Annotated in this window: 26 protein-coding genes and 2 pseudogenes; 1 reads left to right on the top strand and 27 read right to left on the bottom strand. The window is 38.0% G+C overall.

The annotated features are described in order from the left end of the window. Positions 1–103: 103 nt before the first annotated feature. The 21 genes and pseudogenes from ALT761_RS09305 to ALT761_RS20945 all read right to left on the bottom strand — a co-directional run. Entirely contained in the window at positions 104–985 is an 882-nt protein-coding gene (locus ALT761_RS09305; protein ID WP_129738213.1) for an IS3 family transposase, read from the bottom strand. After that, on the bottom strand, positions 937–1,296 hold the full coding sequence (locus ALT761_RS09300) for a transposase (RefSeq protein ID WP_129738211.1): 360 nt from the start codon (positions 1,294–1,296) through the stop codon (positions 937–939). The genes ALT761_RS09305 and ALT761_RS09300 overlap by 49 nt, the downstream gene beginning before the upstream one ends. Positions 1,297–1,391: 95 nt before the next feature. Next, positions 1,392–1,895 (bottom strand): STM3941 family protein, encoded by a 504-nt coding sequence (locus ALT761_RS09295; RefSeq protein WP_129738209.1) that lies wholly within the window; start codon positions 1,893–1,895, stop codon positions 1,392–1,394. Positions 1,896–2,024: 129 nt separating this feature from the next. Further along, positions 2,025–2,336 (bottom strand): hypothetical protein, encoded by a 312-nt coding sequence (locus tag ALT761_RS09290; protein ID WP_129736221.1) that lies wholly within the window; start codon positions 2,334–2,336, stop codon positions 2,025–2,027. Between the two features lie 124 nt (positions 2,337–2,460). Beyond that, entirely contained in the window at positions 2,461–3,000 is a 540-nt protein-coding gene (locus tag ALT761_RS09285; RefSeq protein ID WP_129738207.1) for a hypothetical protein, read from the bottom strand. A gap of 109 nt (positions 3,001–3,109) precedes the next feature. Further along, positions 3,110–3,979, bottom strand: coding sequence for a hypothetical protein (locus tag ALT761_RS09280; RefSeq protein WP_029774161.1), 870 nt, complete (start codon positions 3,977–3,979; stop codon positions 3,110–3,112). Positions 3,980–4,852: 873 nt separating this feature from the next. Continuing rightward, positions 4,853–5,845: an NAD-dependent epimerase/dehydratase family protein gene (locus tag ALT761_RS09275; RefSeq protein ID WP_129738205.1), complete on the bottom strand. Its 993-nt coding sequence runs from the start codon at positions 5,843–5,845 to the stop codon at positions 4,853–4,855. A gap of 72 nt (positions 5,846–5,917) precedes the next feature. Then, positions 5,918–6,289: a MerR family transcriptional regulator gene (locus tag ALT761_RS09270; protein WP_129738203.1), complete on the bottom strand. Its 372-nt coding sequence runs from the start codon at positions 6,287–6,289 to the stop codon at positions 5,918–5,920. A 100-nt stretch (positions 6,290–6,389) separates the two neighbouring features. Continuing rightward, the gene (locus ALT761_RS09265; protein ID WP_129738201.1) at positions 6,390–6,707 is read right to left on the bottom strand and encodes a hypothetical protein; all 318 of its coding nucleotides are present in this window, start codon (positions 6,705–6,707) and stop codon (positions 6,390–6,392) included. A gap of 72 nt (positions 6,708–6,779) precedes the next feature. Continuing rightward, a complete protein-coding gene (locus ALT761_RS09260; RefSeq protein WP_129738199.1) occupies positions 6,780–7,079 on the bottom strand; it encodes a hypothetical protein in 300 nt (99 codons plus the stop codon). A 79-nt stretch (positions 7,080–7,158) separates the two neighbouring features. Continuing rightward, positions 7,159–7,713, bottom strand: coding sequence for a GNAT family N-acetyltransferase (locus ALT761_RS09255; protein WP_129738197.1), 555 nt, complete (start codon positions 7,711–7,713; stop codon positions 7,159–7,161). Positions 7,714–8,100: 387 nt separating this feature from the next. Further along, positions 8,101–8,562, bottom strand: coding sequence for a hypothetical protein (locus tag ALT761_RS09250; protein ID WP_129738195.1), 462 nt, complete (start codon positions 8,560–8,562; stop codon positions 8,101–8,103). 441 nt (positions 8,563–9,003) lie between these two features. Then, positions 9,004–9,780 carry a class I SAM-dependent methyltransferase gene (locus ALT761_RS09240; protein WP_232043569.1) on the bottom strand — a complete coding sequence of 259 codons (777 nt, stop codon included), beginning with the start codon at positions 9,778–9,780 and terminating at the stop codon, positions 9,004–9,006. Positions 9,781–9,825: 45 nt separating this feature from the next. Next, on the bottom strand, positions 9,826–10,317 hold the full coding sequence (locus tag ALT761_RS09235; protein ID WP_129738193.1) for a hypothetical protein: 492 nt from the start codon (positions 10,315–10,317) through the stop codon (positions 9,826–9,828). 642 nt (positions 10,318–10,959) lie between these two features. Continuing rightward, positions 10,960–11,826 carry a hypothetical protein gene (locus ALT761_RS09225; RefSeq protein WP_129738191.1) on the bottom strand — a complete coding sequence of 289 codons (867 nt, stop codon included), beginning with the start codon at positions 11,824–11,826 and terminating at the stop codon, positions 10,960–10,962. 121 nt (positions 11,827–11,947) lie between these two features. Further along, on the bottom strand, positions 11,948–12,745 hold the full coding sequence (locus ALT761_RS09220; RefSeq protein ID WP_129738189.1) for a hypothetical protein: 798 nt from the start codon (positions 12,743–12,745) through the stop codon (positions 11,948–11,950). Between the two features lie 121 nt (positions 12,746–12,866). After that, positions 12,867–13,916, bottom strand: coding sequence for a DUF4365 domain-containing protein (locus tag ALT761_RS09215; RefSeq protein WP_129738187.1), 1,050 nt, complete (start codon positions 13,914–13,916; stop codon positions 12,867–12,869). A 61-nt stretch (positions 13,917–13,977) separates the two neighbouring features. Continuing rightward, positions 13,978–14,166: an IS3 family transposase gene (locus ALT761_RS20870; RefSeq protein ID WP_129740604.1), complete on the bottom strand. Its 189-nt coding sequence runs from the start codon at positions 14,164–14,166 to the stop codon at positions 13,978–13,980. 408 nt (positions 14,167–14,574) lie between these two features. Next, a complete protein-coding gene (locus ALT761_RS09205; RefSeq protein ID WP_129738186.1) occupies positions 14,575–15,636 on the bottom strand; it encodes a Shedu anti-phage system protein SduA domain-containing protein in 1,062 nt (353 codons plus the stop codon). A gap of 98 nt (positions 15,637–15,734) precedes the next feature. Beyond that, positions 15,735–16,022, bottom strand: a complete 288-nt coding sequence (locus tag ALT761_RS09200; protein ID WP_129738184.1) for a hypothetical protein — start codon at positions 16,020–16,022, stop codon at positions 15,735–15,737. 228 nt (positions 16,023–16,250) lie between these two features. Then, a pseudogene (locus ALT761_RS20945) lies at positions 16,251–16,401 on the bottom strand (IS3-like element ISCps9 family transposase); the annotation flags it as partial. Between the two features lie 119 nt (positions 16,402–16,520). Between ALT761_RS20945 and ALT761_RS09195 the strand changes: the two are divergent. Then, positions 16,521–17,495: pseudogene (locus ALT761_RS09195) on the top strand (transposase). Positions 17,496–17,737: 242 nt separating this feature from the next. On the opposite strand, the gene ALT761_RS09190 reads toward ALT761_RS09195, so the two are convergent. The 6 genes from ALT761_RS09190 to ALT761_RS09165 form a co-directional block, all read right to left on the bottom strand. Then, entirely contained in the window at positions 17,738–18,004 is a 267-nt protein-coding gene (locus tag ALT761_RS09190; RefSeq protein WP_129738182.1) for a DUF6953 family protein, read from the bottom strand. A 116-nt stretch (positions 18,005–18,120) separates the two neighbouring features. Further along, positions 18,121–19,401, bottom strand: a complete 1,281-nt coding sequence (locus ALT761_RS09185) for a hypothetical protein (protein WP_129738180.1) — start codon at positions 19,399–19,401, stop codon at positions 18,121–18,123. A 125-nt stretch (positions 19,402–19,526) separates the two neighbouring features. After that, entirely contained in the window at positions 19,527–20,090 is a 564-nt protein-coding gene (locus ALT761_RS09180; RefSeq protein WP_129738178.1) for a hypothetical protein, read from the bottom strand. 111 nt (positions 20,091–20,201) lie between these two features. Further along, positions 20,202–20,393, bottom strand: a complete 192-nt coding sequence (locus tag ALT761_RS09175; RefSeq protein WP_129738176.1) for a hypothetical protein — start codon at positions 20,391–20,393, stop codon at positions 20,202–20,204. A 389-nt stretch (positions 20,394–20,782) separates the two neighbouring features. Further along, complete coding sequence (locus tag ALT761_RS09170) at positions 20,783–21,388, bottom strand: hypothetical protein (protein WP_129738174.1); 606 nt, start codon at positions 21,386–21,388, stop codon at positions 20,783–20,785. Positions 21,389–21,497: 109 nt separating this feature from the next. Then, positions 21,498–22,190, bottom strand: a complete 693-nt coding sequence (locus tag ALT761_RS09165) for a DUF5677 domain-containing protein (RefSeq protein ID WP_129738172.1) — start codon at positions 22,188–22,190, stop codon at positions 21,498–21,500. Positions 22,191–22,227: the final 37 nt, after the last annotated feature.

Genomic DNA, 22,227 nt, shown 5'->3' with positions numbered 1-22,227 from the left:
GGGCGTTTGTGTAAAATGGCGAAGCCATAGACAATAAGACCGGAGAGCTAGCTGTCCAAAGAGAGTTCCCCCATAAAAGTGGACACTCGTTTCAATTGTTGAGTTACATACTTTCATATTGCTGTGGTGTTTTAAAGTTCAACGATGAGTGTATTCGCTGATTATTGTAATACTCCTCAAGATACCATTGCGTAGTTTTCCGTAAGTGGCTTTCATCCTTAAACCTCTCGCCGTGGTATGTCTCGGTCTTAAATGTCCTAAAGAACGTCTCAACGTAGATATTGTCTGTCATCTTTCCTGGCCGGTTCATGCTTGGCTTTATCCCACACTTCTTTAGATGATTCTGATAGTCGTGACACGCATATTCAGTTCCTTTGTCGCTGTGGAATATTAAACCAGAGCAAAGCTTTCTGGACTTAAGTGCCATGTCCAGAGCGTCTATTGTTAGCGATACTTTCCTTTGCCTATCGAGTGACCAACCGATGACTTTTCGAGAGTACATATCGAGAACAACTGCCAGGTATATAAACTGTCCATTGAGTTTTAAATAGCTTACGTCGCCACACCATTGTTGATTTGGGCGGCGTGGGATTACGTGATTCAAGATAAGGTTGCCTACCTTGTTGCAGGTGTTTTCTGGCAGAGGGTGGCGTCGATATATTTTAGCGGCTTTACCAACAAGTTTTTGTTCGCGCATTATCCGCTCCACTCTTTTATGGTTGACCTGCCAACCTTGAGCCTGAAGCTGCTTATGAATGCGAGGACTGCCGTAATTTCCTTTATGAAGGGTGTAAAGACGATGGATTTCTTTCGTTAACTCAGTATTCAGCGCTTGGCGACGACTAAGCCCTTTATGAAACCATTTATAAAAGCCGCTCGTCGAGACTTGTAATTGAGTGCAAAGGTATCTGATGCCAAATTCATCACGTCGTTCGTTTATGAACGAGAATTTTTCTGACTTTGTTCCTTCAGATACCCCTCCCACTTTTTTAGGAAGTTGTTTTCCTTCTGAGCGTCCGCTAGAGCTTTTTTGAGCTTCGCAATTTCTTTGTCCTTACTGAGCTCTTCGTTGTTATCAGAGGTCTCTTTAGTCATTGAAATTCTTCTCGTCGGCTTTTCTTCAAATTTACCTGCTTTGTACTCTTGCCGCCAACGATAAATCATTATCGGATGTAGCCCTAGGATGTCCGCAATATCCTTCGCTTTGACGTCCAATCCTAGCGTTAACTTAACCACTCGAATTTTATATTCCAGTGAATATTCAACGACTCGTTCTGCACTGACTATTTTCGCCATTTTGCACCTACCTGATATTTGGTTAGGTGTCTACTTTATAGGGGGAGCTCTCAAATGAACGCAGTGAATGGCTTAAAGGCCTTGTTATACGTTCTTTACACATATTTTGTAGAGTAATCCTGTAAAACACTTTTTAGTTCATTGGTTGAACACTTTAGATTGTCTAAAACCAACACTATTGGTGTTTTGTACCACAACTTTGTAATTCTAAAGTACAAATTCGAGAACCAATCAAGATGGCTAAAAAACTCACTATCGTCTTTTAGCAAGACTGAAAAATGAGGGGGTGGATCAATCGCTGGGTATTCAATTGTTTCAACTTCAGACCACTTTATTAAAATATCATTGGGCAATGTTGAATTGTCGATTAGACCTTCCGGTGATAAAAGCAAACCAACAGATGAGCTTCTAACAACTTGAAACTGCGCATATGCATATGTACTCATAACCGTGCCGACAGACAGAAAAAGACAAAACTTAGTTATGCTTACTTCACCTGAAATAATCCAATAGCCACCAAATACGATACAGGTAATACCTATCAGGGTACTCAAAATCATATAAAATAAAGCCTTACCTTTACTGATAGCTATCTGCACTATTTCTCCCTGAACGTATAACGCTCGGCTAAGCCGCCGGAACTGAGTGGATTGTTTTGTGCGAGCGTAGCGGAAAAGCACAAAACGAGCAACGCAGTGGAGGTCGGTTTGAGCCGTTTGTTAGCAGTTTTATTGTGACACTTCATTTATAGTAAACTCGATTTTCAATGGCTTAAAAAAAGAGAAAATCCATAGACCAAACGCACATACACTACCGATTATTGCTGTAAAAATTAATGACATAAATACGGCCATTAAAGGACCAACAAATATTGCTTTGATACCTGTTACCGGCTGCTCGTTCCAGGTTAATGCTTCCATGCCAAAAGCGCCTAAGATGCCAAACAACACGAACAATGGGAGAAAGCCTACGGTTAACCCAATTGCAAACAATTTATACACAGTCCCTGCACTAACTTTCTTAACTTCAACTTGCTCCATGATTTCTCCTATTTCTATTTGACTGCTAACGCCTCATTCAGAGGCAAAAAATAGTTGGTTAAAATAAGCGACGCAGGAGCAAAAACCAACTGTTTTTTGTCCTTTGGAATGACTTGTTATAAGCCTATTCACCATACCATTCTGGTTTTGGTTCTTTTGAGTTCCAATCCCAGTCTCTCAAAGTTTCAATGACGTTTTTACGATCATACTTATCGTAGTACGTTGGGTTAAGCCCTGTACTTTGAAAGCCATCCAATTTATTTGCTTCAAAGCAAGCCTCATCATCATCTTTCCGAGATGTAATCAATGTTCCGTTTTTACCACCAAATTGAGGAAGTAAACCCGTAATTTGATATTCTTCGCCATCTGAACCAGTGAACTCATATGGAGATATAAATTCTATACCCAAATCTTTTGCTGCATTTAACCAAGCTTTCTGGGGACGGTTAAACAGAGACTCTAATAAGTCCGCATTTTCATTGTCTGGCGCTTCTATATCTTTATAAATAACAAAATCAACGAAACCATCTTCATCGAAGGAAACAACCCAACGCTCAGAAAATGCTTCAACTTCTACATCAACACACCCGATATGTTCTCGATACTCTATACGCAGTGGAAATTTTTCTTCTCTCATTCGAGCTAAGAACTCAAAAAGTTTCATCGGAATCCTAAAGGCTTATAACGCTTTGCTAAACGGCAATAAAATTGTTGGCTAAAATCAGCGAGGAACGAGCAAAAGCCAACTGTTTTTTGTCCGTTTAAGCAACTTGTTATGCGCTGATACACCTATTATTCTCATTGATTTGGTGTATGGCGACTTTTAATACCTGCAAACAAATTTTAGCTGTATACATTGTAGGGTTAAAGCCTGTACTCATTTGTTCAAATGGGTGAATGTAATTCCTAAAATCTCTGAGTGCATGACTAAATTTATGAACGTCATGATGCAATAAATTTATCTCTTTTGAAACATCGATAAAATTTGCAAGTGACCACTCTTGAAATGGCCTTACCTTCTGTTCCCGATTTTTGGGTGCGCTATTAGCGCAATTAAATATCCTTGGATTACTAGTTGCAACACCAAGTAAAATACCCTCAAGAGTACTACCAGCCATAAGAATTACAGAGAGTGGAGCGTTAGCAGAGAAACAGTTTTCTATTTCTTTAATTCTATACTCAAGCACGCTAGTTATAGTGCTATCCAATTGAAGGTTAGATAGCTTTAAATCCTTAAACTCTTGGTTGAGAAAACCTTCTTCATCATTTGTTTTCTTAGGAGTAGTAAATTCAACTTTATCTAGTTTTTGAAACGAGATATCCGCGTGGTTTCTTACAACTTTCCATTTATCAAATGCGAGATATTTATTGAATTCTGAGATATGTAAATCAAGTTTTTCAGGGGTTTCAATAAAGCTAACAGGAGAGAATAAGTTTTTAATACATTTATCAATATTTGGTGTGCCATTGATTGCTGCAAGTCTTTCATCGGTATACATCCAACGCGAAGGAAAGCCTTGTCCGTAACTGTCACTAAATCCCAACTCATTGAAGAATTGAATTATTTTAGGTCCACTTCGGTATTCTGTTTCTTCATTGATAAGAATGCGAAGTTTTTCTAATGTTTTCGTTCCTAGAATCAAATCTCAAATCCTTGACTTTGCTTAAGCGCATAACGCTAAGCTTTGGGGCGCTAGCACGTGGGCTAAAATCCGAACGAAGTGAGTCAGCCCACGTGTTAGCGTCCCAGCGACCGAAGGGAGTGCCAACAGCGTTTTGTTAGGCGTACAAAGGAACGTACGCAGCTTTGCTGCCACCACTAGCCAATTAGACCGCGTAATTAAATTATTGAATTTAAGATAAAACAACCCTGTGCGAAATGCCAGACGTTAACGACATTGGTGGATAAAAGAGCGAGTTTAGATAACTTGTATTGTTAAATGTTGTCGTTGTGATGCTGACGAAAAGTGCGTTGCTAAAGCCGTTGAAACTACTGGAAAAGCCGGCCGTAAATACAACCTAGCGAAACAACATTGATGCTGGAATGTCACGTTTGAACCCACATTTTAATGCTGTAAGTAAATGACGCCTAACAGCTTATTATGTGGAAAAATTCCTTTATACAAGATGGAAATTTTCCGTACATCATTTCCCTAACTCACAAACTTTCGCACGAAAACATTCTATTATCAATGTACTACGTTCTGCCTTTCAAAACCGCCCCCGCATTCCGGAACAATTCCTTTTTATTTTTACTAACTTTAAAAACACAAAGTACTGTATAAAAAACAGCCCCCTACTTCTTCTAATAATTTTGTCAGTTCTGGGCTTGGCTGTTGTAGCTAAACATGACAGGCATAATTCGAAAACAGCTTTACCTTTCTAAAGATGCCTGTCTTGTTTAGTCAATGATTGTGTTTCATGAGGAAAGCTCCACCGTGATCTCGCCACTTTGTGCTTAATTTGGCTTATTAATCATAGTGTAACAACAAATTGTGGAAGAATTGTGGAGAAGGTCATAATTTACTTTCGCGCCCGTTTAAGTATTCAAATACATCGCGTAGCGCTTCTGACGGTGGGCGAGGCTCGTATCCAAGTTCATTACGAGCTTTCGTTATTTCATACTCCTGCCTGATGCCATAGAATAAAGCCACTTGGCTTCTAATAAGCTCTGCGGGTTTACCTGTCACCTTAGCTGCCAGCTCTGCGCACAGGGCAATAAAATATATTACCCACTTTGGTAGTCGTGTTGGAGCTTTTAAGTTAATTCCCGTTGATTGGGCAGCATTGTATATCTCAGTAAGTGACGAAGCGTTGTTATTAGCCAATATGTACCGGCTACCAGAACTGCCTTTCGTAGTAGCAGCAACTACGCCTTTTGCCACATCGCGAACATCAACGAAATTAAAGAAAAAATGAGGGTCTATCAGAAGCTTATTGGTTCTAATTGTTTCAATAAACTGCATAGTGTCTGTGAGTCGATTAGCATGGGGACCAATCATTGCTGAGGGTAGAACCGAAACCATCCAAAGATTGTATTTTTTTGCCAACTCCCAAGCTTTTTGCTCTGACTTTATTTTAGAGTTGTAATAGGCGTTGTTAGATAACGTGTTCCAACTTTTTTCATCTAGATAGTTTCCATCGTGCCCAACAGCCGCAACCGAGCTAACATAAACCACTTTTTTCACATTGGCTTCGGCCGCCGCTTTAAGGACAATTTCAGTCCCTTTTACATTCGGCTGGACGATTTCAGTAATAGGATCTTTAGCCCAATGTTTAAATACCGCGGCAACATGATATAAAATATCGACACCTTCTAGGGCTTTTCTCATTGCGTCTATATCTTGCATTTCGGTATAGACGACTTGGCAGTTCAAGTGGAAAAAATTATCCACATTTTGAATATCACGCATCCCTGCCCTTACGGTTTCGCCTTGTGCTATAAGCGCTCTAACTACATTTCCTCCTAAATGACCGTTCGCCCCGGTTACCAAACATACATTAGACATCTTGTATTCACCTATAAAGTTATTAAGTGACAAGACTATAAACTCTCCCCCTAGGGGAACAGTCAAGGGCTTTTAATTGTTTGGGTTGTTAAGCGGAAATTGATCAATCAGTTCTTGTTTTAATGACCCTAACTCAACATCTAGCTGTTTGGCTTGTTCAATCTCGATTCTAATTTGCTTCTGCTTTTGCTTTATGGCATTAATCGCCACCTCGACCGGAAAGCGATTTTCTTTTGCCTTTGCCTCAATCATTGGCAGCAATTCTGAAAGTTTAAAACCCAGGGATTGCGCTTTTTTTATCATCGAGATTATGACGACATGGTGCTTATCGTAAATGCGGTACTTCCCTAATCTAGGCACCTTAGACAACAACCCTAGCGCTTCGTAGTGATGGATTGCTTTTTTTGACGCGCCAGTAAGTTTTGAAACCTCTCCTATATACATGTTTTTTCAATCCTAATGGGTGTATCGCCTACGCAATAGGTACATTGAAGCGAAATGACTAAGGCCACGTGTTAGTGCGGCAGAGAACTTAGGCGACAAGTTATGTTGCATCGACACAAGGATAACCAATTTCTAAAATGTCTTTATCTAGCTGTTTTAATGTTACTTCAGAGTTTACTTCTTTAACCAATTCATCGGTTAAAGGTAAGTGATTATAAAACTTTGCAATAGTTGCAACATCTAAATCTACCTCATAGTACTCTAGAGCAAATATCCTATATGTTTCAGGGTTACAGTCAAAGATTTCTAAAAGATACTCTGAACCATCAGGATCTTCGTCCACTGCAAATTTGAAGTCACCCTTACCCCAAAAGTCAGCCGTGTGAAGTTTCCAAATACAGAACGAAATATTGTCCATAGAGAAAGCAGGCTCTTTAGACGCAGCAATAAATTCAGATGGCAACCCTTTTAATAAATCTGGCCATGGAACTTAACCATCAGTACTCCAAGATGACATTGCAGATTCATGATCAAAACCTTTAACAAAGCAGCCATCTTGATTGAACAGTACAAAGAAATCATCACCGCAGCCATTTTTCATCGAACCCATTTGTTCATTATCGCCCCAATTTGAGTTGAACGAATAAAAACGTTCATCCCATTCAGGGGACATTATTGCATCTAGCATTGCCAGCGATTGAAGTAGCTTTTTTAACGCTAATACCTCTGGCATTGAGTTTAAATTTTTAGTTGATATAGCATCCAATGCAGGAGACTCCATTTGCAACATAACGCTTCTACAAGCGGGCAAAAGCCAACTGTATTTTGCCTTTCTGAATTAATTTTTACGTGTACGGAAAAGTTAAAACTTATAAAATTTTAGTGATCTCTGGCTTGATAAATAAACCTAGGACCCTTCCGAAAAGGTTTTTGTACATATACTCTATTTCTTTTTTAGTAATACCTGAACCATATATTAACATCTCAAGATTTTCACCTGGCTCTTTAACTGTAAAACCTGAAGGTAAAAAACCATTGTTCTCATAAAATTCTTTACGTTTAACTCTTTGTTGATAATTATTTGCCTGTTTATCTATGACCTCAATGTTTAAAACTATCCTTTTACCTAAATGTTCATTTTTTAAGGATTCGAGTACTTGACTACCAAAGCCTTTTGAACGGCAAGATTCTAATATTGCAATTGATTGGATAAATACAATATTTTCATATTCTGTTATGTGAATAAGACCAATCCACATATCTTCTGTATGCAAAGCACTAAAACCTAACTTTCCATTCCTCAACTGATACTTGAGAAACCATTTAGGCACTTTCCTCGCTTCGGGGAATGCTTCTTTATAAAGATCTATTACCTTAATATAATTAGCGTTACTACTACTTATAGGTAAGAACGTGATGCTCATAGGGAGTACTCATAAAACCGCAGTAAGCGGCTGATAATAGTTGGCTAAAATGGAAAGGAACGAACGCAGCCTACTATCATGCGTCCGCCCATAACTTGTTTGTTAGTTTATCGCTTACCCACAGACCTTTTTACTTTCAAAAGGGATGTTCTTATGACCTAAATATTGTTGAAGCTCACGTCTAGTTTTATCTCCCGCAGTATCGCCATATAAAAAGGAAGACGTTAGCGTTTGTTAACCATACCTGGATTTGTACAACAAACTTATATCAAATACTCTTTTTACTTAATACTTTCAAGAGCCTCTAGATAAATAAATGAATCTACTTCTTTCATCCTAAACTCGTCTCAATGAGCGAAGCAAAGGATATTATGTTTTTGTAATATTTCATTGTGTAAATATCAAAAGAGGAAGATCACCAGCCTGTTTAGGAACCGTTACAGGGCCAATTACTAGTTCACCAGTATTTTTATCAACTACTGAAAAATTCACTTTAGTCCAACTATGTTCGCCAAGTTTAATTTGATACTCTGCGGTAGTATCAAAAGATGCTTTAATTGGAGCTTCGGCATGATTGGCATCTTCGTTGTAACATATACTTATTAGCCTCTCTCCAAGTGCAACTCTTGTAGGTTTATCAAATGAGTAACTATTCTGAAAAGCCCCATCGACACGACACAGGTAAATTTTTTCATGACCTTTACCTAGAAATTTTCCGGGACTTTCTTCTCCTAAAAAAATAACACTAGGTTCTGATTCTGGTGGCTGTGAATATAAATTTGCATTTCTACCAGTAGAAGAGCAACCAAGCAGCAATGCGGAGAGAGTAAAAATAACTAAAAATTTCATCTGATTTTTCCTGAAATATAGACACAATGACTCCTTGTAAAATGCTAGCCTCCGCATTCTTTTGGGTTAGCTTAAAAAGCCACCGGAACGCAGCACGGAATCATGATTAGTTTGCTTAAGACTAAATCATTTGGAGGCTAGTATGAACAAACATAGCATGATTTTTATCGGGTTGGATACGAATAGAGAGCTTCACACGAGGTTGCCTATTGTGAAGAGCAGCGTGGAGCCCCCCAGATGACTACGGACGCATTCCCTCGTCCAAGGTCAATGTGAAAAAGCTGCTCCGTCAGTTTGAATCTCAATATCCTGGCGCAACACTACACGTTATTTATGAAGGCACAGCCGACTGGTCGAAGAAATACCAACGCCTAAAACAGCGGCGCGCATTAGTTCGTCCAGCCCGCAGGGCGATGCTGCCTTTGCTTGTTAGGTGATGTGCTAGCACTTTTGCAAAACAATACGCGCCCACTTTACATTCTCTTTATTTGGCAAGATGCTGGATTTATTTTGCACTTCGAAAATGCACAATAAACCATGCTTTTCGAATTGTTGAATAGTGAATTTCGTGTCTGTCGGATAGACCCTTGACCCTAAACCAGCAGGCCCATTTCTGAGTGATATGGCACATATCCCTCCTTTTTTAATTAGTACGGAGAGACGAATTACCGCCATTTCCCTTTCAGTGCTATCAATATGGTGCCATACCCCATCAATGAGAACAAAATCGAATTGAGCTGTGCCCATATTTAAGCATGCCATATCAGGAAGGCTACCTTTAAGCCAGGTGATTGATGCGCTTTTATATCTCTTTCTTGCAGCACTCAAGAATTCTGGCATGGGCTCTACAGCTGTAACAGTAAAACCCTCTTGAGCTAATGCTGCTGCATTTTGGCCAGCGCCGGAGCCTGCATCTAATATACGAGCAGGTTTAGATGGTAGAAACGCGATAAAATCTTTGCAAACTTCAAAGAAATCTAAGTCTTGGCTGACCTCAATGAAGCGTTTACCTAGACAATTGGCGACGAATATAGCCTTCGTAAAATCAGCTTTAACTTCCCAAAGATGCCTGTCTTGTTTAGGATTCGTGTGGCGAGGAAAACGGTAGAAGCTTTGAACATCGTCGCCAATGGGTGGAAGACCGTATTCATGTTTTGAGTGAGGTGTTTGCCATTGAAAATCAAACAAGACAGGCACAGAATGTATACCTTTATACATAAATATGCCTGTCTTATTTAGTCCGTTATTTAGTCCTTTAAATTGTTAACCGCTAACTTCCTCAATCGTCTCTACTGCAGCTAATACAAGCGAAATAAGACCAAAAATGAAAGTAACAAAACCGATGGAGCCTATTATCCCGATGAAAGCTCTGAAGGCAGTCATTGTGTCGTTCCCAGAGATTTGGTCGTCTCCAAGTGGGAGTCTACCATCCCAGTTTTTATTAACATATTGACCCTGGAGTATCATAACGTAGTGACAGCAACAAAAAGATATAATGGTGAATAAAAGAAGCCCCCACGATAATTTTAAATCGTGCATAATTGTGACCGAAATAAGCGGCCCATCCTTTTTCAAAAACATTGACATTGAGATGGTGAGTCCGCCTGCAGAAAACAATAATACAGATTTAGAAAAGATATCGATTCGTTGTCGGTAGTCGATTCTGAATGCATTCTTGCGTTCAAGATATTTCTCCTGTTGTTCAGGAGTAGTTTGGCGTCGTTCTTCACCAAACTCATTATTTGATTCATTCATAGGTTATCACTTCCTTGTAAGTGGTTAACGAATCATGTTTACGAGCCTCTGCAAATGTAAACAATAATATAGATAGGATACTCGGAAATCATCAATATCATAGCGAAAAACTCGAAGTTTATCACCGGTGAGCACCATTATTTTATGGCGTTAATCCCATGCTGATTGTACTCGTATATTGGTCTGACGGACGGAAGCAGATCAGGCATTAAACCTTGCGAGCAACTAAACATGGCAGGCATATTTCGAAAAGACCAAAACCTTCCTTTCGTACACTTTCTTTAATCTGAATGGCTAATCTTAACCACGCAGTTTGAAACCTGCTTTAAGCAGGCCGCTGGCAAAGTCATTCACCTTGAGCTATACGCACACAATCAACATCAGCAACGAGTTCAAGGCAGACAAAGTGAAATGCAATTACTGGGATAGTGTTGCAACTAAATAGCGAGTCTCGCCAAACTGATTCCTCCTTTACGCGGGCGAAGGAATAAATATACTTAAGCACCAACTACTCTTACGCGCACTTCTGCTTTTTCTAACCAACGACTAAAAGAGACGTTTACCTAAACAATGAGCGACGAATATAGCCTTCATAAAAGCAGCTTTACCTACCCAAATATGCCTGTTTTGTTTAGTCGTTTGTTAGGACTGCTCATAACCTGTTCGATGTCGCTCTTTTAATCTTTCTTCGGTCTCGCCAAAAACTTTTGTAACGGCTGAATAATCTGTTTCTGGCATAAGTTGTAACATCTCTAAAAACTTTTCATTCCCATCATGGTGATACTTTAATAATTGACTGTATTTTTTTAGCCTTCTCAGGTTTATTTTCTTTTCAACCACATCTGGAAAATTTTCCAAAAAATCATTCGTTTCTATTATTAAGTGGTCCGTCAATTTTATACAACGTTCAGTGATGTCTATCAAGGCAACCATGCCAGGCTGACCAAACGCGGACAATGCGTCATTTAAAGACAATTTTAGGTAGGCACCATTCCCATGCTTATTTAAGATAGCCTGTTTAAATTCTTCATTGATTCTATTTCTCAAGTCCCACATAGTTAGTAATGAATTAAAATTTGATACGAGAGTATCAACTCTTGCTATCTGAGCCCACTTTAAATTCTTCTCTTTCAATTCTGCTTCTGTCGGAACAATAAAACCTAGATCTGCATATGACTCTTTAATGTTTTCAGCCTTTACAACTATGCTAGGCACTGAACCAACTCGCTGTGTTGGGTTGCTAGATAAATCTTTAAAATAGTTTTGCTTGATAGCAATTAGCGAAGACCTAGCTTTTTGAATATCTAGTGTCCACTTATTCGCGGCATCTAGCTTTTCTTTTTCTATTTTTAACGATTCTTGTCTTTTCAGTGTGAAGTATGCGATCAGCGCACCAAATAGTGCAGATAAAAAGGCACTAACAATGGGAAAGATATAATCTTTGAATATATTTGGTTCTTGTTTCAAGCTTTCGATAGCTTTTATCAAAAGCTTAAATTGATCTTCCATTCTAAATGATTCCTTGTAAGCCCTGAGGTTAACGTCTCATTCAGAAGCTATAAAATAGTTGGTTAAAATAAACGAGGCACGAGCAAAAACCAATTGTTTTTTGTCCTGCTGAAATGACTTATTAAGTTCCATTTCGTATGAACCCCTCATTCAAGAGCCTTTCTTTAATAAGGTTATAATATTCATTTGGCACATCTGGTGAAATAGATACATCATCTTCTTCCTCTATCCGGCTATCTTTTATCCAAAAAGAACCATCTGCGATATAGCTATGAATTCTAATTTTTGAGTAGCCATTTGATCTAAGTGGATTTTTCTGTTGGTTTAACATTGGGAATTTGTTTACGTAATAGTAAATAATTACAAATGGGAGGTTTTTAGACAACTCCAACAGTGCAGTAAATGCTTCCTTAGAGTGAAAGTGTGTATCTACAACCTCAATTGCTACATAAGGTGATGAATCTAGAAGGGCTATGTTTTCTGTTGACCGTCCAAGTATATCAAAAACAATATATTTGCCATATGCCAAGCCAAAACCAACTTCTTTTTTCCATTTGAATGATTTAGTTTTTACTATTTCACCAAATCCTTTTTCTTTATCCCAAGGTCTTTCATAGTAACCAAAACAATGCTTACTGAACTTACTATCTAAATAGTTTTCTAAAAAGCCGACTATATTATTATGTTTATCTGATTCACTAATACCTTTATCAATATTTTGGCGAATCAGCCTTTTTCTAAAGAAGTGAGGTGTCTCTGGATGATTCCTGATTCCAAGTAATATTTCACCATTTCTTTTTTCACGTAATTCTTTTTCACGTAGTCGAGCTCGTACATTCTCATCAGTTAATTCTTGATAGGAAGTAGGCTCCCAAACGTTATCATCATTTAAAAAGTATGCAGTTTTATATTTTGGCACAGGTCATCCTTGGATCTTAACGCCTCACTAAGAGGCAAATATTAGTTGGTTAAAATAAGCGACGAAGGGGCAAAAACCAACTAGTATTTGTCCTTTTAAGTAACTTGTTAGCTGTTGTAGATTATAAGCTTAGCTCTAGCTCTGTTTTCATTTTCTCTAAAATTAGTTCTGGTTGATTTTTATGGTATTTCTGTTTTACTAATTCGAGAATATCTACATCACTCAACACTAAGATCATTTTGTCATCATCCCTTAACATTTCTTTTTGTACTTCTACACCATTTTTTGACAGTCCTTTCCTACAAATTATTATTCCAAAACGTCCATAAGACTTCTTCTTTAGATAGTGAGAAACTTGTATTAATTGTGTTTTACCAATTGGTTTTACGTAATTTTTAAATTCAAAAATAATATTACGAGCTTGATAATCCTGTCTAACTTCATTCCAAAATTGATTTTTCGATCGATTTGGTACCACTAAATCCTTAATATCTAAACCATTGTAATTTCTAGATTGAGTCATTGAATGATAGTTTCTAAAAGAATCTCTGAAAATGAACTCTAGAGCTTTAATGCATATACTCTCATATTTTTTCCACTGCCCCTGTCCAGCTTTGCAAGCTTTTAAATTTGTTTCAAGCTCTTGATGAAATGTGACATCAAGTGTGTTAGAGATTTTATTATCATCAACCAACATTGAAACTTCTGGAGCTTCGTCTATCTTGTGATAATTTGAAAGCCATTCAGAGTTTAGATTTATTTTATCATCAACATTAAAAACTATATTTTGAACAACCTGTTCTTCTTTTACATTAATATCTTTCAATGATTTAAAAAACAATTCATCAGTAGTTGACTTGTACAGAAAAATTAGTGTATCAAAATCACAACGCTTGTAGTAAGAAAGTTTCTGAGTCCTCATGGGAACGAGGGGCTTACCGCTACTTCTTTTTGAAGTAGCTTTAATAACAACTTTTAATATTTGTCCTGTTAGAAAGATATTTTTTTCTTTGTCTTCCTTTGTTAATTCTATTTCACCGTCGAAGCCATAATCATGAGTTCTATCTTCTCTCCAAATAATAGGAGGTTGATGACTAATACATAAATCTTGAAGCTTAAATTGCGCAGATATTTCTAGCAGCATGCTTTCTTTAGAATGGGGTCTTTTCATAATGCTCTATTTGAAATTTGTGAGATACACTGGTCTTACCCACTAAAAGTGGACATCCATGTTAAGCGTATATCGCTTCGTATTCATATGGGCTTACATAACCCAGTGTTGAATGCTGACGTACGCGATTATAAAAAATCTCAATATATTCGAAGATACAAGATTTGATTTCCTGATGCGAGTTGAAATTGTCTCCGTATATAAGTTTGACTTTCGTAAACTTAACGAGACAGGCACAATTCAAAACCATCAAAACTGTCCCTCAGTACACTTTCTTTAATCTGAATGGCTAATCTTAACCACGCAGTTTTAAACCTGCTTCAAGCAGTTCACTGGCAAAGTGATTCACCTTGAGCAATACGCAGACAATCAACATCAGCAACGGGTTCAAGGGCGACAAAAGTGCAATGCGATTACTGGGATAGTGTTGCATCTAAATAACGAACCTCGCAAAACTGATTGTCACCTTACGCTGCTGAAGGAATAAATACGCTTAAGCACCTCATCCCCCTACACGCACTTCTGCTTTTTCTAACCATCGACCAAAAAAAGAGACGTTTACCTAAACAATGAGCGACGAATATAGCCTTCGTAAAAGCAGCTTTACCTTCCTAAATATGCCTGTCTTGTTTAGACTGTTTAAGCAACTTATTCACTTTCAGAATTCAAAGTCATTCCAGCTACTATCTTGGTTTATAGCTGGTTTTAGATCTTCAGGCGCGGGCTCGAGTAAATTGACTAATCGCTCACCTTGATTTAATAAATGATCATAAGTCATTACTGATATATTAGTAAGTCGTGAGTTCAATCCATGCAATGCTCTATGTTTCTCAGGACTCCAATTATGTGAACGCCCAATTACGATGATTGCTCTAGGGTGATAGGCAACGACTTCTGGGTGATCCTGAAGCCCTTTCACAGCTACTTCATTAAATGTATCTAGGTAACGATGACATTGCCCTATTGCTTTTGAGACTTCGGATGAAAAATAAAAATTTCGATGAGAGCTATCGTAATTCATAACTTCCATATTAGGGCGCTTTAATTCGATCACATCCCTAAAGCCAGCAATCACATTAGACAACATAAGGTCTAAATGATCATGAGGAGATATAGCTCTAATATCATCATTTACGACGTACGCGTTACCGAACGCCCATGGATACTCTTCACACCATTTCTGGTAAATTTTTTCATCATTTTCTTGATTATTAAGATGATTACGTAATCGGTTAACTGCCGCTTTCATATCCTTAAGACGAATTGAACCTTTTAATGCATTAGCTAGTTCATCCGTAATGTCAGTGTTTTGTAGATGTGCGATAATTTCATCTTGAGATAAAACAGATGTTAATGCATTTGCTACTGACTGTGGATCATGCTCAGCTAATTGGGCTGTTCCATCATTGACCTTGATAAGAAGAAAATCGCCATCATTTTCATCTTTAACAGCAATATGCGACTTCAAAGCATCAAATAGCTTTAGAATTGCATTTCCTTGTAGGGATAGCGACTTTTCTTCAACAGGTAAAAGCCCAAAGGGTGATTGTTCTTTTCTATATGTTTGTATCTTTCCCGCTAGCTCAACACCTGAAGATTTATTAATATAAAATGGAACAAAATCAATCCTTGATTTCGATGTTTCGTGCAGAGTTACAGGATCGCTATAGCTAACATTACCTGATCTAGCTTGTTTTTTTCCTATTGGGCCTACCGACATTTTAGCCTCCTGCTACAAATGAGAGTTAACGCGCCAATATTCCGACGAAAAGAACGCTACGAATTGAAATCATAATAATTGAATTGACATATGTTAGGTTAGATATTTCGACCGGAAGTTCCATTATTGATATCACTTTCGAAGACGCTCCACGAACTTTCCATATGCGATATCAATTCTTCTTTATTTTTTACATTTCCTGCAGCTTGATCGGCGAAGTTAATGGCTTCAGATAATTTTCCTACCGTATAACCATTAAGTACACCTTTGAGTTTTGATTCCTTGGATTTTAGCTTTCTCAAATGAGTACTGGCTTCTTTTTTAGTGCCAGCGAAAGCGATATACTTCAGTAATTCTCGCAATTCATTTAGATTTATACTTTCCATTATTTATAATCCTTTCATATCACATTCGCTTTTCTTAGCGGCCAAAAGACGTCGGCTAAAACCTATGAGGTACGAGTACAGCCAACTATTGTGTATTAGATTGAGTGATGGCTCCACACTTTAATGGCCTACTGGTTTTTCATTGCACCTAGCACCGGGCCGCATTATTCAAGCAAGAGTTAGCTAATTATGTGATCTTCAAACAATATAATGGACACCGTCTATGTTTCAATTTACTGCTAATTCAAACCCAACAAGTTTTTATATCCTAAACTTGAATGCAACCTCTGTCTATTACAAAAATTATTAAGGTAACCCTTTAACTTTGAATGTAATTTTTATTCGTGTCGAACACATTGCCTCGGATTAAGTCGGCTTTTGGTAACTAAACATGACAGGCATAATTCGAAAACACCAAAACTGTTCCTTAGTACACTTTCTTTAATCTGAATGGCAATGCAAACTGGTAAACGAGTCAATCAGAGTCAGACAGCCGTAATGCCTAAAGCCCGAAAGTCGCAAATTAGTTTATTAGATACGCCGTATTATCATTGTGTTTCCCGCTGTGTTCGTCGTGCTTTTTTGTGTGGCGAGGAAAACGGTAGAAGCTTTGAACATCGTCGCCAATGGGTGGAAGACCTTATTCATGTTTTGAGTGAGGTTTTCGCCATTGATGTATGTGCTTATGCTGTGATGAGTAATCATACGCATCTAGTATTACACATAGCTAAAGAGAAGGCGGACGCACTGAGTACAGAAGAAGTGATTCAACGTTGGCACAGGCTTTACAAAGGCACCCTACTCTCGCAGCGCTATATATCACCAAATTTACGCAAAGACTTACATGAAACCCAGATTAAAACGGTGAAGTAAACGGCTGAGGTATGGCGTAAACGACTATTTGATATCAGCTGGTTTATGCGTGCACTAAATGAATATATTGCCAGGGCCGCTAATAAAGAGGATGACTGCACTGGGCATTTTTGGGAAGGACGGTTTAAATCCCAAGCGCTATTAGATGAGTCGGCCCTGACCGCCTGTATGGCTTATGTTGATTTAAACCCAGTACGAGCAAAGATGGCTAATACACCTGAAACATCACACCATACCAGTATTAAATACCGTATTAACGCAGCCAGGGTAGGCAAAACACCCAAACGACTTATGCCTTTTACGGGTAATTTCATGCAAGAGATACCACAAGGTTTACCTTTTACCCTCCCATACTACTTATAGCTTGTAGATATAACCAGCCGTTATATTCATCCAAACAAGCGCGGCAAGGTTGAACATAGCCTGCCTACTATTTTAGAACGTCTCAATATTGAACACGAACATTGGCTAACTTTAACCACGCAGTTTGAAACCTGCTTTAAGCTGGCCGCTGGCAAAGTGATTCACTTTGAGCAATACGCACACAACCAACATCAGCAACGAATTCAAGGGCGACAAAATGCAATGCGATTACTGTGATAGTGTTGCATCTAAATAGCGAATCTCGCAAAACTGATTGTCACCTTACGCTGCTGAAGGAATAAATATGCTTAAGCACCTCATCCCCCTACAAGCACTTCTGCTTTTTCCAACCATCGACCAAAAAAAGAGACGTTTACCTAAACAATGGGCGACGAATATAGCCTTCGTAAAAAACAGCTTTATCTTTCCAAATATGCCTGTCTTGTTTAGTCGGGGGCGAACTGCTGCAACTTGTTAGGCTAATCTTGTTGCCTACCGGGGTAATGATGTTCTTGTCTCGGAACCCATGCCTTTTCGCCACGAAGCCATACCACTGAATCTCCAGATAGCTTATTAAAAGCAGTTAAAACTTTTTTCGCTATTGCTAGATTTCCATTGTCATTAGTATAAACAAACTCATCACCGAATTTTTCATGAATTGTATATACAGCCCCCCCTTGCTCGAGATAAGCATTCTGGTCTATTTCATCTAGCATCCATTGTGCTACATCTTTTGTTGATGCCATTTATGATCTCCGATCTCTCTTTATTAATGCCTAACGCCCGCTGCACGCGCGGCTTTGTAGTGTAGTCACACCCGTAACGAAAAATTTGTCGCCGTGGCTGCGCTTGTTAGATTGCATCACTTCTTATCTATGACCGACTTTAATAACTCGAAAATCGCTTTATTTGAAACCGGTTCTTCGCCCTTTTGTTGTGGCGTATTTAGGCCAAAAAACTGCTTGGTTAGCTCCTCTTTAACTTTGTGCCTTGTTTCCTCGGGGAGTTTTTCGAGATAAGGATCTAGCGATGCCAATTCAAGCTCTGCTCTTCTGTTATGATTTTCTAAAGCTCTATGCTTAGCGGACTCTTTAGCAGCATATGCAGCCGGTATAGCAAGGACAAAAGCAGCCCCAACCCTAAAAAACGCCAATTTCCAGTCAAATCCATTTGACGCTGAAATGAAGATGGTAATACCAATAATTAGAACCATACAGACCATTAAGCCAAGCGCAATCCTTCGCCAGTTGTCAGCTGCGCTTTTTTCATTATTTGCAATATTTTGATAGTTACCTGTTATCCCAATATTCCCAATTATTTGAAGCAAATTTGAAGCTTCCGCTCTCTTTTCTTCTAATTCTTCTAATACAGAATTTGCTTCTTCTTTTTGGCTTTTCAGCTGTTGCTCATATTGAGCTTTATGTTCAGAGATAACGCTACTTATATTCTCTTGGTTAGCATCTATGCTTTCTTTAATTTTAGAATCAAAGGCTTCTGAATAGTCGTCGTACTGCTCATTAAATTCGCTGAGCCTTGAATCTAGCTGTGAAGTATATTTGTTCTCCACCTCTTCAAATCGCTCATTAAAGTTATTAAGCGATTCTGAAATACCTTGGTCAAAACGCTCAATTTCTTTAGATAGATTATCCAGCTTTTCTTGTTGGCTAATAGACGTTTCAGTCATTTTCTCAACTGATTTTACCAGTTCATCTTTTTCCTTCTTCATCTCACTAAACGACTTTTCAGCGAGAGACTTAAACTCTACAAGAGAGCGAGTGAATGACTGCTCTGAAATAGCTGGCTTCACAATAGGCAAGGCATTAATCTGAGTCATCAAATTATCGATGTGTGCAGAGGTATTATTTAAATGGCCTACATTAGAATTTGATATATAAGAATTCAATTCGGAGGCAATACTGGATATGTGACTATTGGCTTTATTAAGATGAGAGTGATTAACTAGAGCTGGAATCACATTATTCAGACAACTCTCCACGTAGGATGCAGCCTGTTTAATTCTATCGATAATTTCAACAACGTTGAGATCTTCAGTCACAAGCGAGTCATCAGTTAGCCTATCGGCTAAGTTTTCGATACTTGCATGGATAGCATGATCACTTAATTGCTCATCCCACTGTGACATTTTTTCTCCTATCTATGGTTGCAATCTAACGCCTAATTAACATGCAAAAAATTGTTGGCTAAAGTAAGTGAACGGAGTGTACAAAAAGCAAACTGCTTTTTATCCTAGTTTAATTCTTGTTAGGGCTACCCTAGTTGAACACTTTTGATTTGCAAATTATCAATATCTTTGTCATCCACTGCTTGTGATTGTTGTTTGTTCAGAATTGATTGAGCATCTGTCTCTGAGAGACTTACATGTGGAGGATGAGTGTGCTTAATTTGGAAGACATATTTTAAATACAGCGCAAAAAACGCGAGAGATATCACTAATGTTATTGCGCCTACAATTGAAGAACTTATAGAGACTTTACCTGCAGTTTCAATTTCAATATTTGTACTTAGCGATGACATATCACCTAGCGTAATTGCATATTGAAGCTGTAGAAAGGAAAAAACTAGCCCTGACACAACTAGAGCTAGTACCACAAATGTGATAATCCAATTAGCTAATATTTGCTGGCCAAAGACTTTCTTAGGATAATCAAAACGCCATTTTAAATGTTCAAGATAAGATTTTTCTAGCTGTTTCCACTCGGGAGTTTTTAACTCCTCTTCTTTCTTTGCTTCTCTTAAATTCGACCATTCTTTAATAAGACGGGCAAGCGAAGCAGCGGATGCAGCTGTAGCTGGTTCTATAACTATACTCATTGACAATCCATCCTTAGAACCCTAACGCCCTGTTAACAGGCTAAAAATTGTTGGCTAAAATAGTGACGAAGGAACAAAAGCCAACTGTTTTATGTCCTTTTTAACAGCTTGTTAGGTGCGTTGCAACTTGGAAAAGTCCATACATTCAAGAGCAATAAACAACGCCTCAGTGTCTAAGTATTTATTTTTTACCAAATCAGAAAAACTAGGCACAGATGCAATAAATTCTTTTATATCACTCTTTATTTGTTCATTTTCACGGTTCAATTTTGAAACATCACCAATTTTACCGCGATATTCCATAGTTTTATCTTTTGATTTATAAGTTGGTCGTATTTTTACAAACCAACCATAGGCTTTTAAATCAGAGAATTCTCTATTTATTTCTATATACCCAACGATTTGAGAAAACTTTCAAGGAATTAATACAGATGCATCAAAATAATCTGATTTTAGCTGTCGTTCAAGATCACCACTCTCGTCCCCAATATATTCTGCTTTTTTTTGTTCCATTAAAGTTCTATGTTGTTCTGGGCTTCTTAAATAAATTGGGACCGTAAATATCGTATAGCCTGACATGTGTGAAATACTCCGTAGCACCTAAAGCCGCATTAAGCGGACTAAAATAGTTGGTTATACTGTGAAGCGAAGAAGAACGTAACCCACTGTTTTATTTTCGTTTAAATTCCTTGTTAGCTATTTTTAGCCTCATGCAATAGGTACATGTCGAAGACTCTCTCTTGGAACCAGTCAGATTTAACTATATCTCGAGATTCCGTAATTGTTAACTCCCAAAGAGCACAAAAATCTTTAGCATCAAGTAACTTAACACACGCTTTTTTAATAGCCTTTTGATGCTTATCGTACTCAACATTCCAAGCTTTGCAATATTCTGCATATGAGGCTTGTTTGGAAAGGCCTTTATTAACAAGAGCTTTCTTTGCCCACTTATCATAAATAATTACTGGTGATCGTTTTCGTAACCACATTAATTTAGATGAGGCTGAAATATTCCGAGTACTAAACTTATCATTAAAATCATCTGCTAGCTTTTCAACTTTAGCGGGGAAATTAGTAGATGTTAATCGTTTAGAATTATCTAATAGTGCTTTTACTATAAATTCTTTCCCGTCTCCATCTGACAATCCCTTAAAAGTCCTCAATACTTGAAAAAAGTGGAGCGACTTAGAAACAATATCTTCAGAAACATGTTTCTCTGATAAGTTAGCATGCAATGCTCTTTCTTTTAGCAACCACTGGTTAATATACTTCATTGCAAAATATTCGTAAGGTGGCATACACTTCCTTAAATAGCTAACGCCCCAATAGGGGCTGATAATAGCTTGCTAAAATGTGAAGCGAAGCGGAACTGAGCAAGCTGTTAGCAGTCCCGTCTTAATTGGCTTGTTAGGTATTCTGAAACTCAAACTCTCGGCCTGTATTTAACACTTTATGAATTAACTCACTACTAGCCCTAAAGTATTCCTGTCCAATTTCCAAATACTGGTTTAATTTGTCATCATCTACTTCATGAAAAAGCTTAAGAGTAAAGTCGGTTTTATCTTCGTTAGGTACTAAATAACGATCAATCAATGCCCTTTGGTTATTATGTGAGTGAGCACATAGAAAGTTATAAATTGATGCGTATTCATCAATCATTTCAGCTTTCTCAAACTTTTTGTATTGACTTAGTTTGATATACCCTTGCGCTTTTAGAGCATCTAATTTTTCTTCCCACTCTTTAACTTGCTGCTCAAACTCAGTAGCTTGTGAGAGTTCTTGCAAAAGAGCGTTATCAGGATTTTTAGCGGCTGTTGTGACTCTTAACCATTCTTTGTAATACGCTACATCTAAGAAGTAACCATAACCTTTGTCATTTGTTAGATTCTTTAAGTCAACAAAAGCCTCCATTAAACTTCTAGTAACAGTTGGTAAAGCTACTCCTTTCCGTTTTTTCTGTAAAACCAACAATGTATCTGAATTCTCGACAACTGAGCAATAAAGAGAAACCATCAATCTATGCCACGCATTAGATTTATCGAATTTTATATGCTCAAAGTGATCTAACACCTTAACCATCAGATTGTGATAAGAGTCCATTGAATACCTAGACACAATGACTCCCTGTGAAATGCTA

The sequence above is a fragment of the Alteromonas sp. 76-1 genome, assembly GCF_900654235.1.
Lineage (GTDB): Bacteria > Pseudomonadota > Gammaproteobacteria > Enterobacterales > Alteromonadaceae > Alteromonas > Alteromonas naphthalenivorans.
The sequence above is the reverse complement of the archived record's forward strand: the minus strand, read 5'-3'. Positions and strand labels throughout refer to the sequence as shown.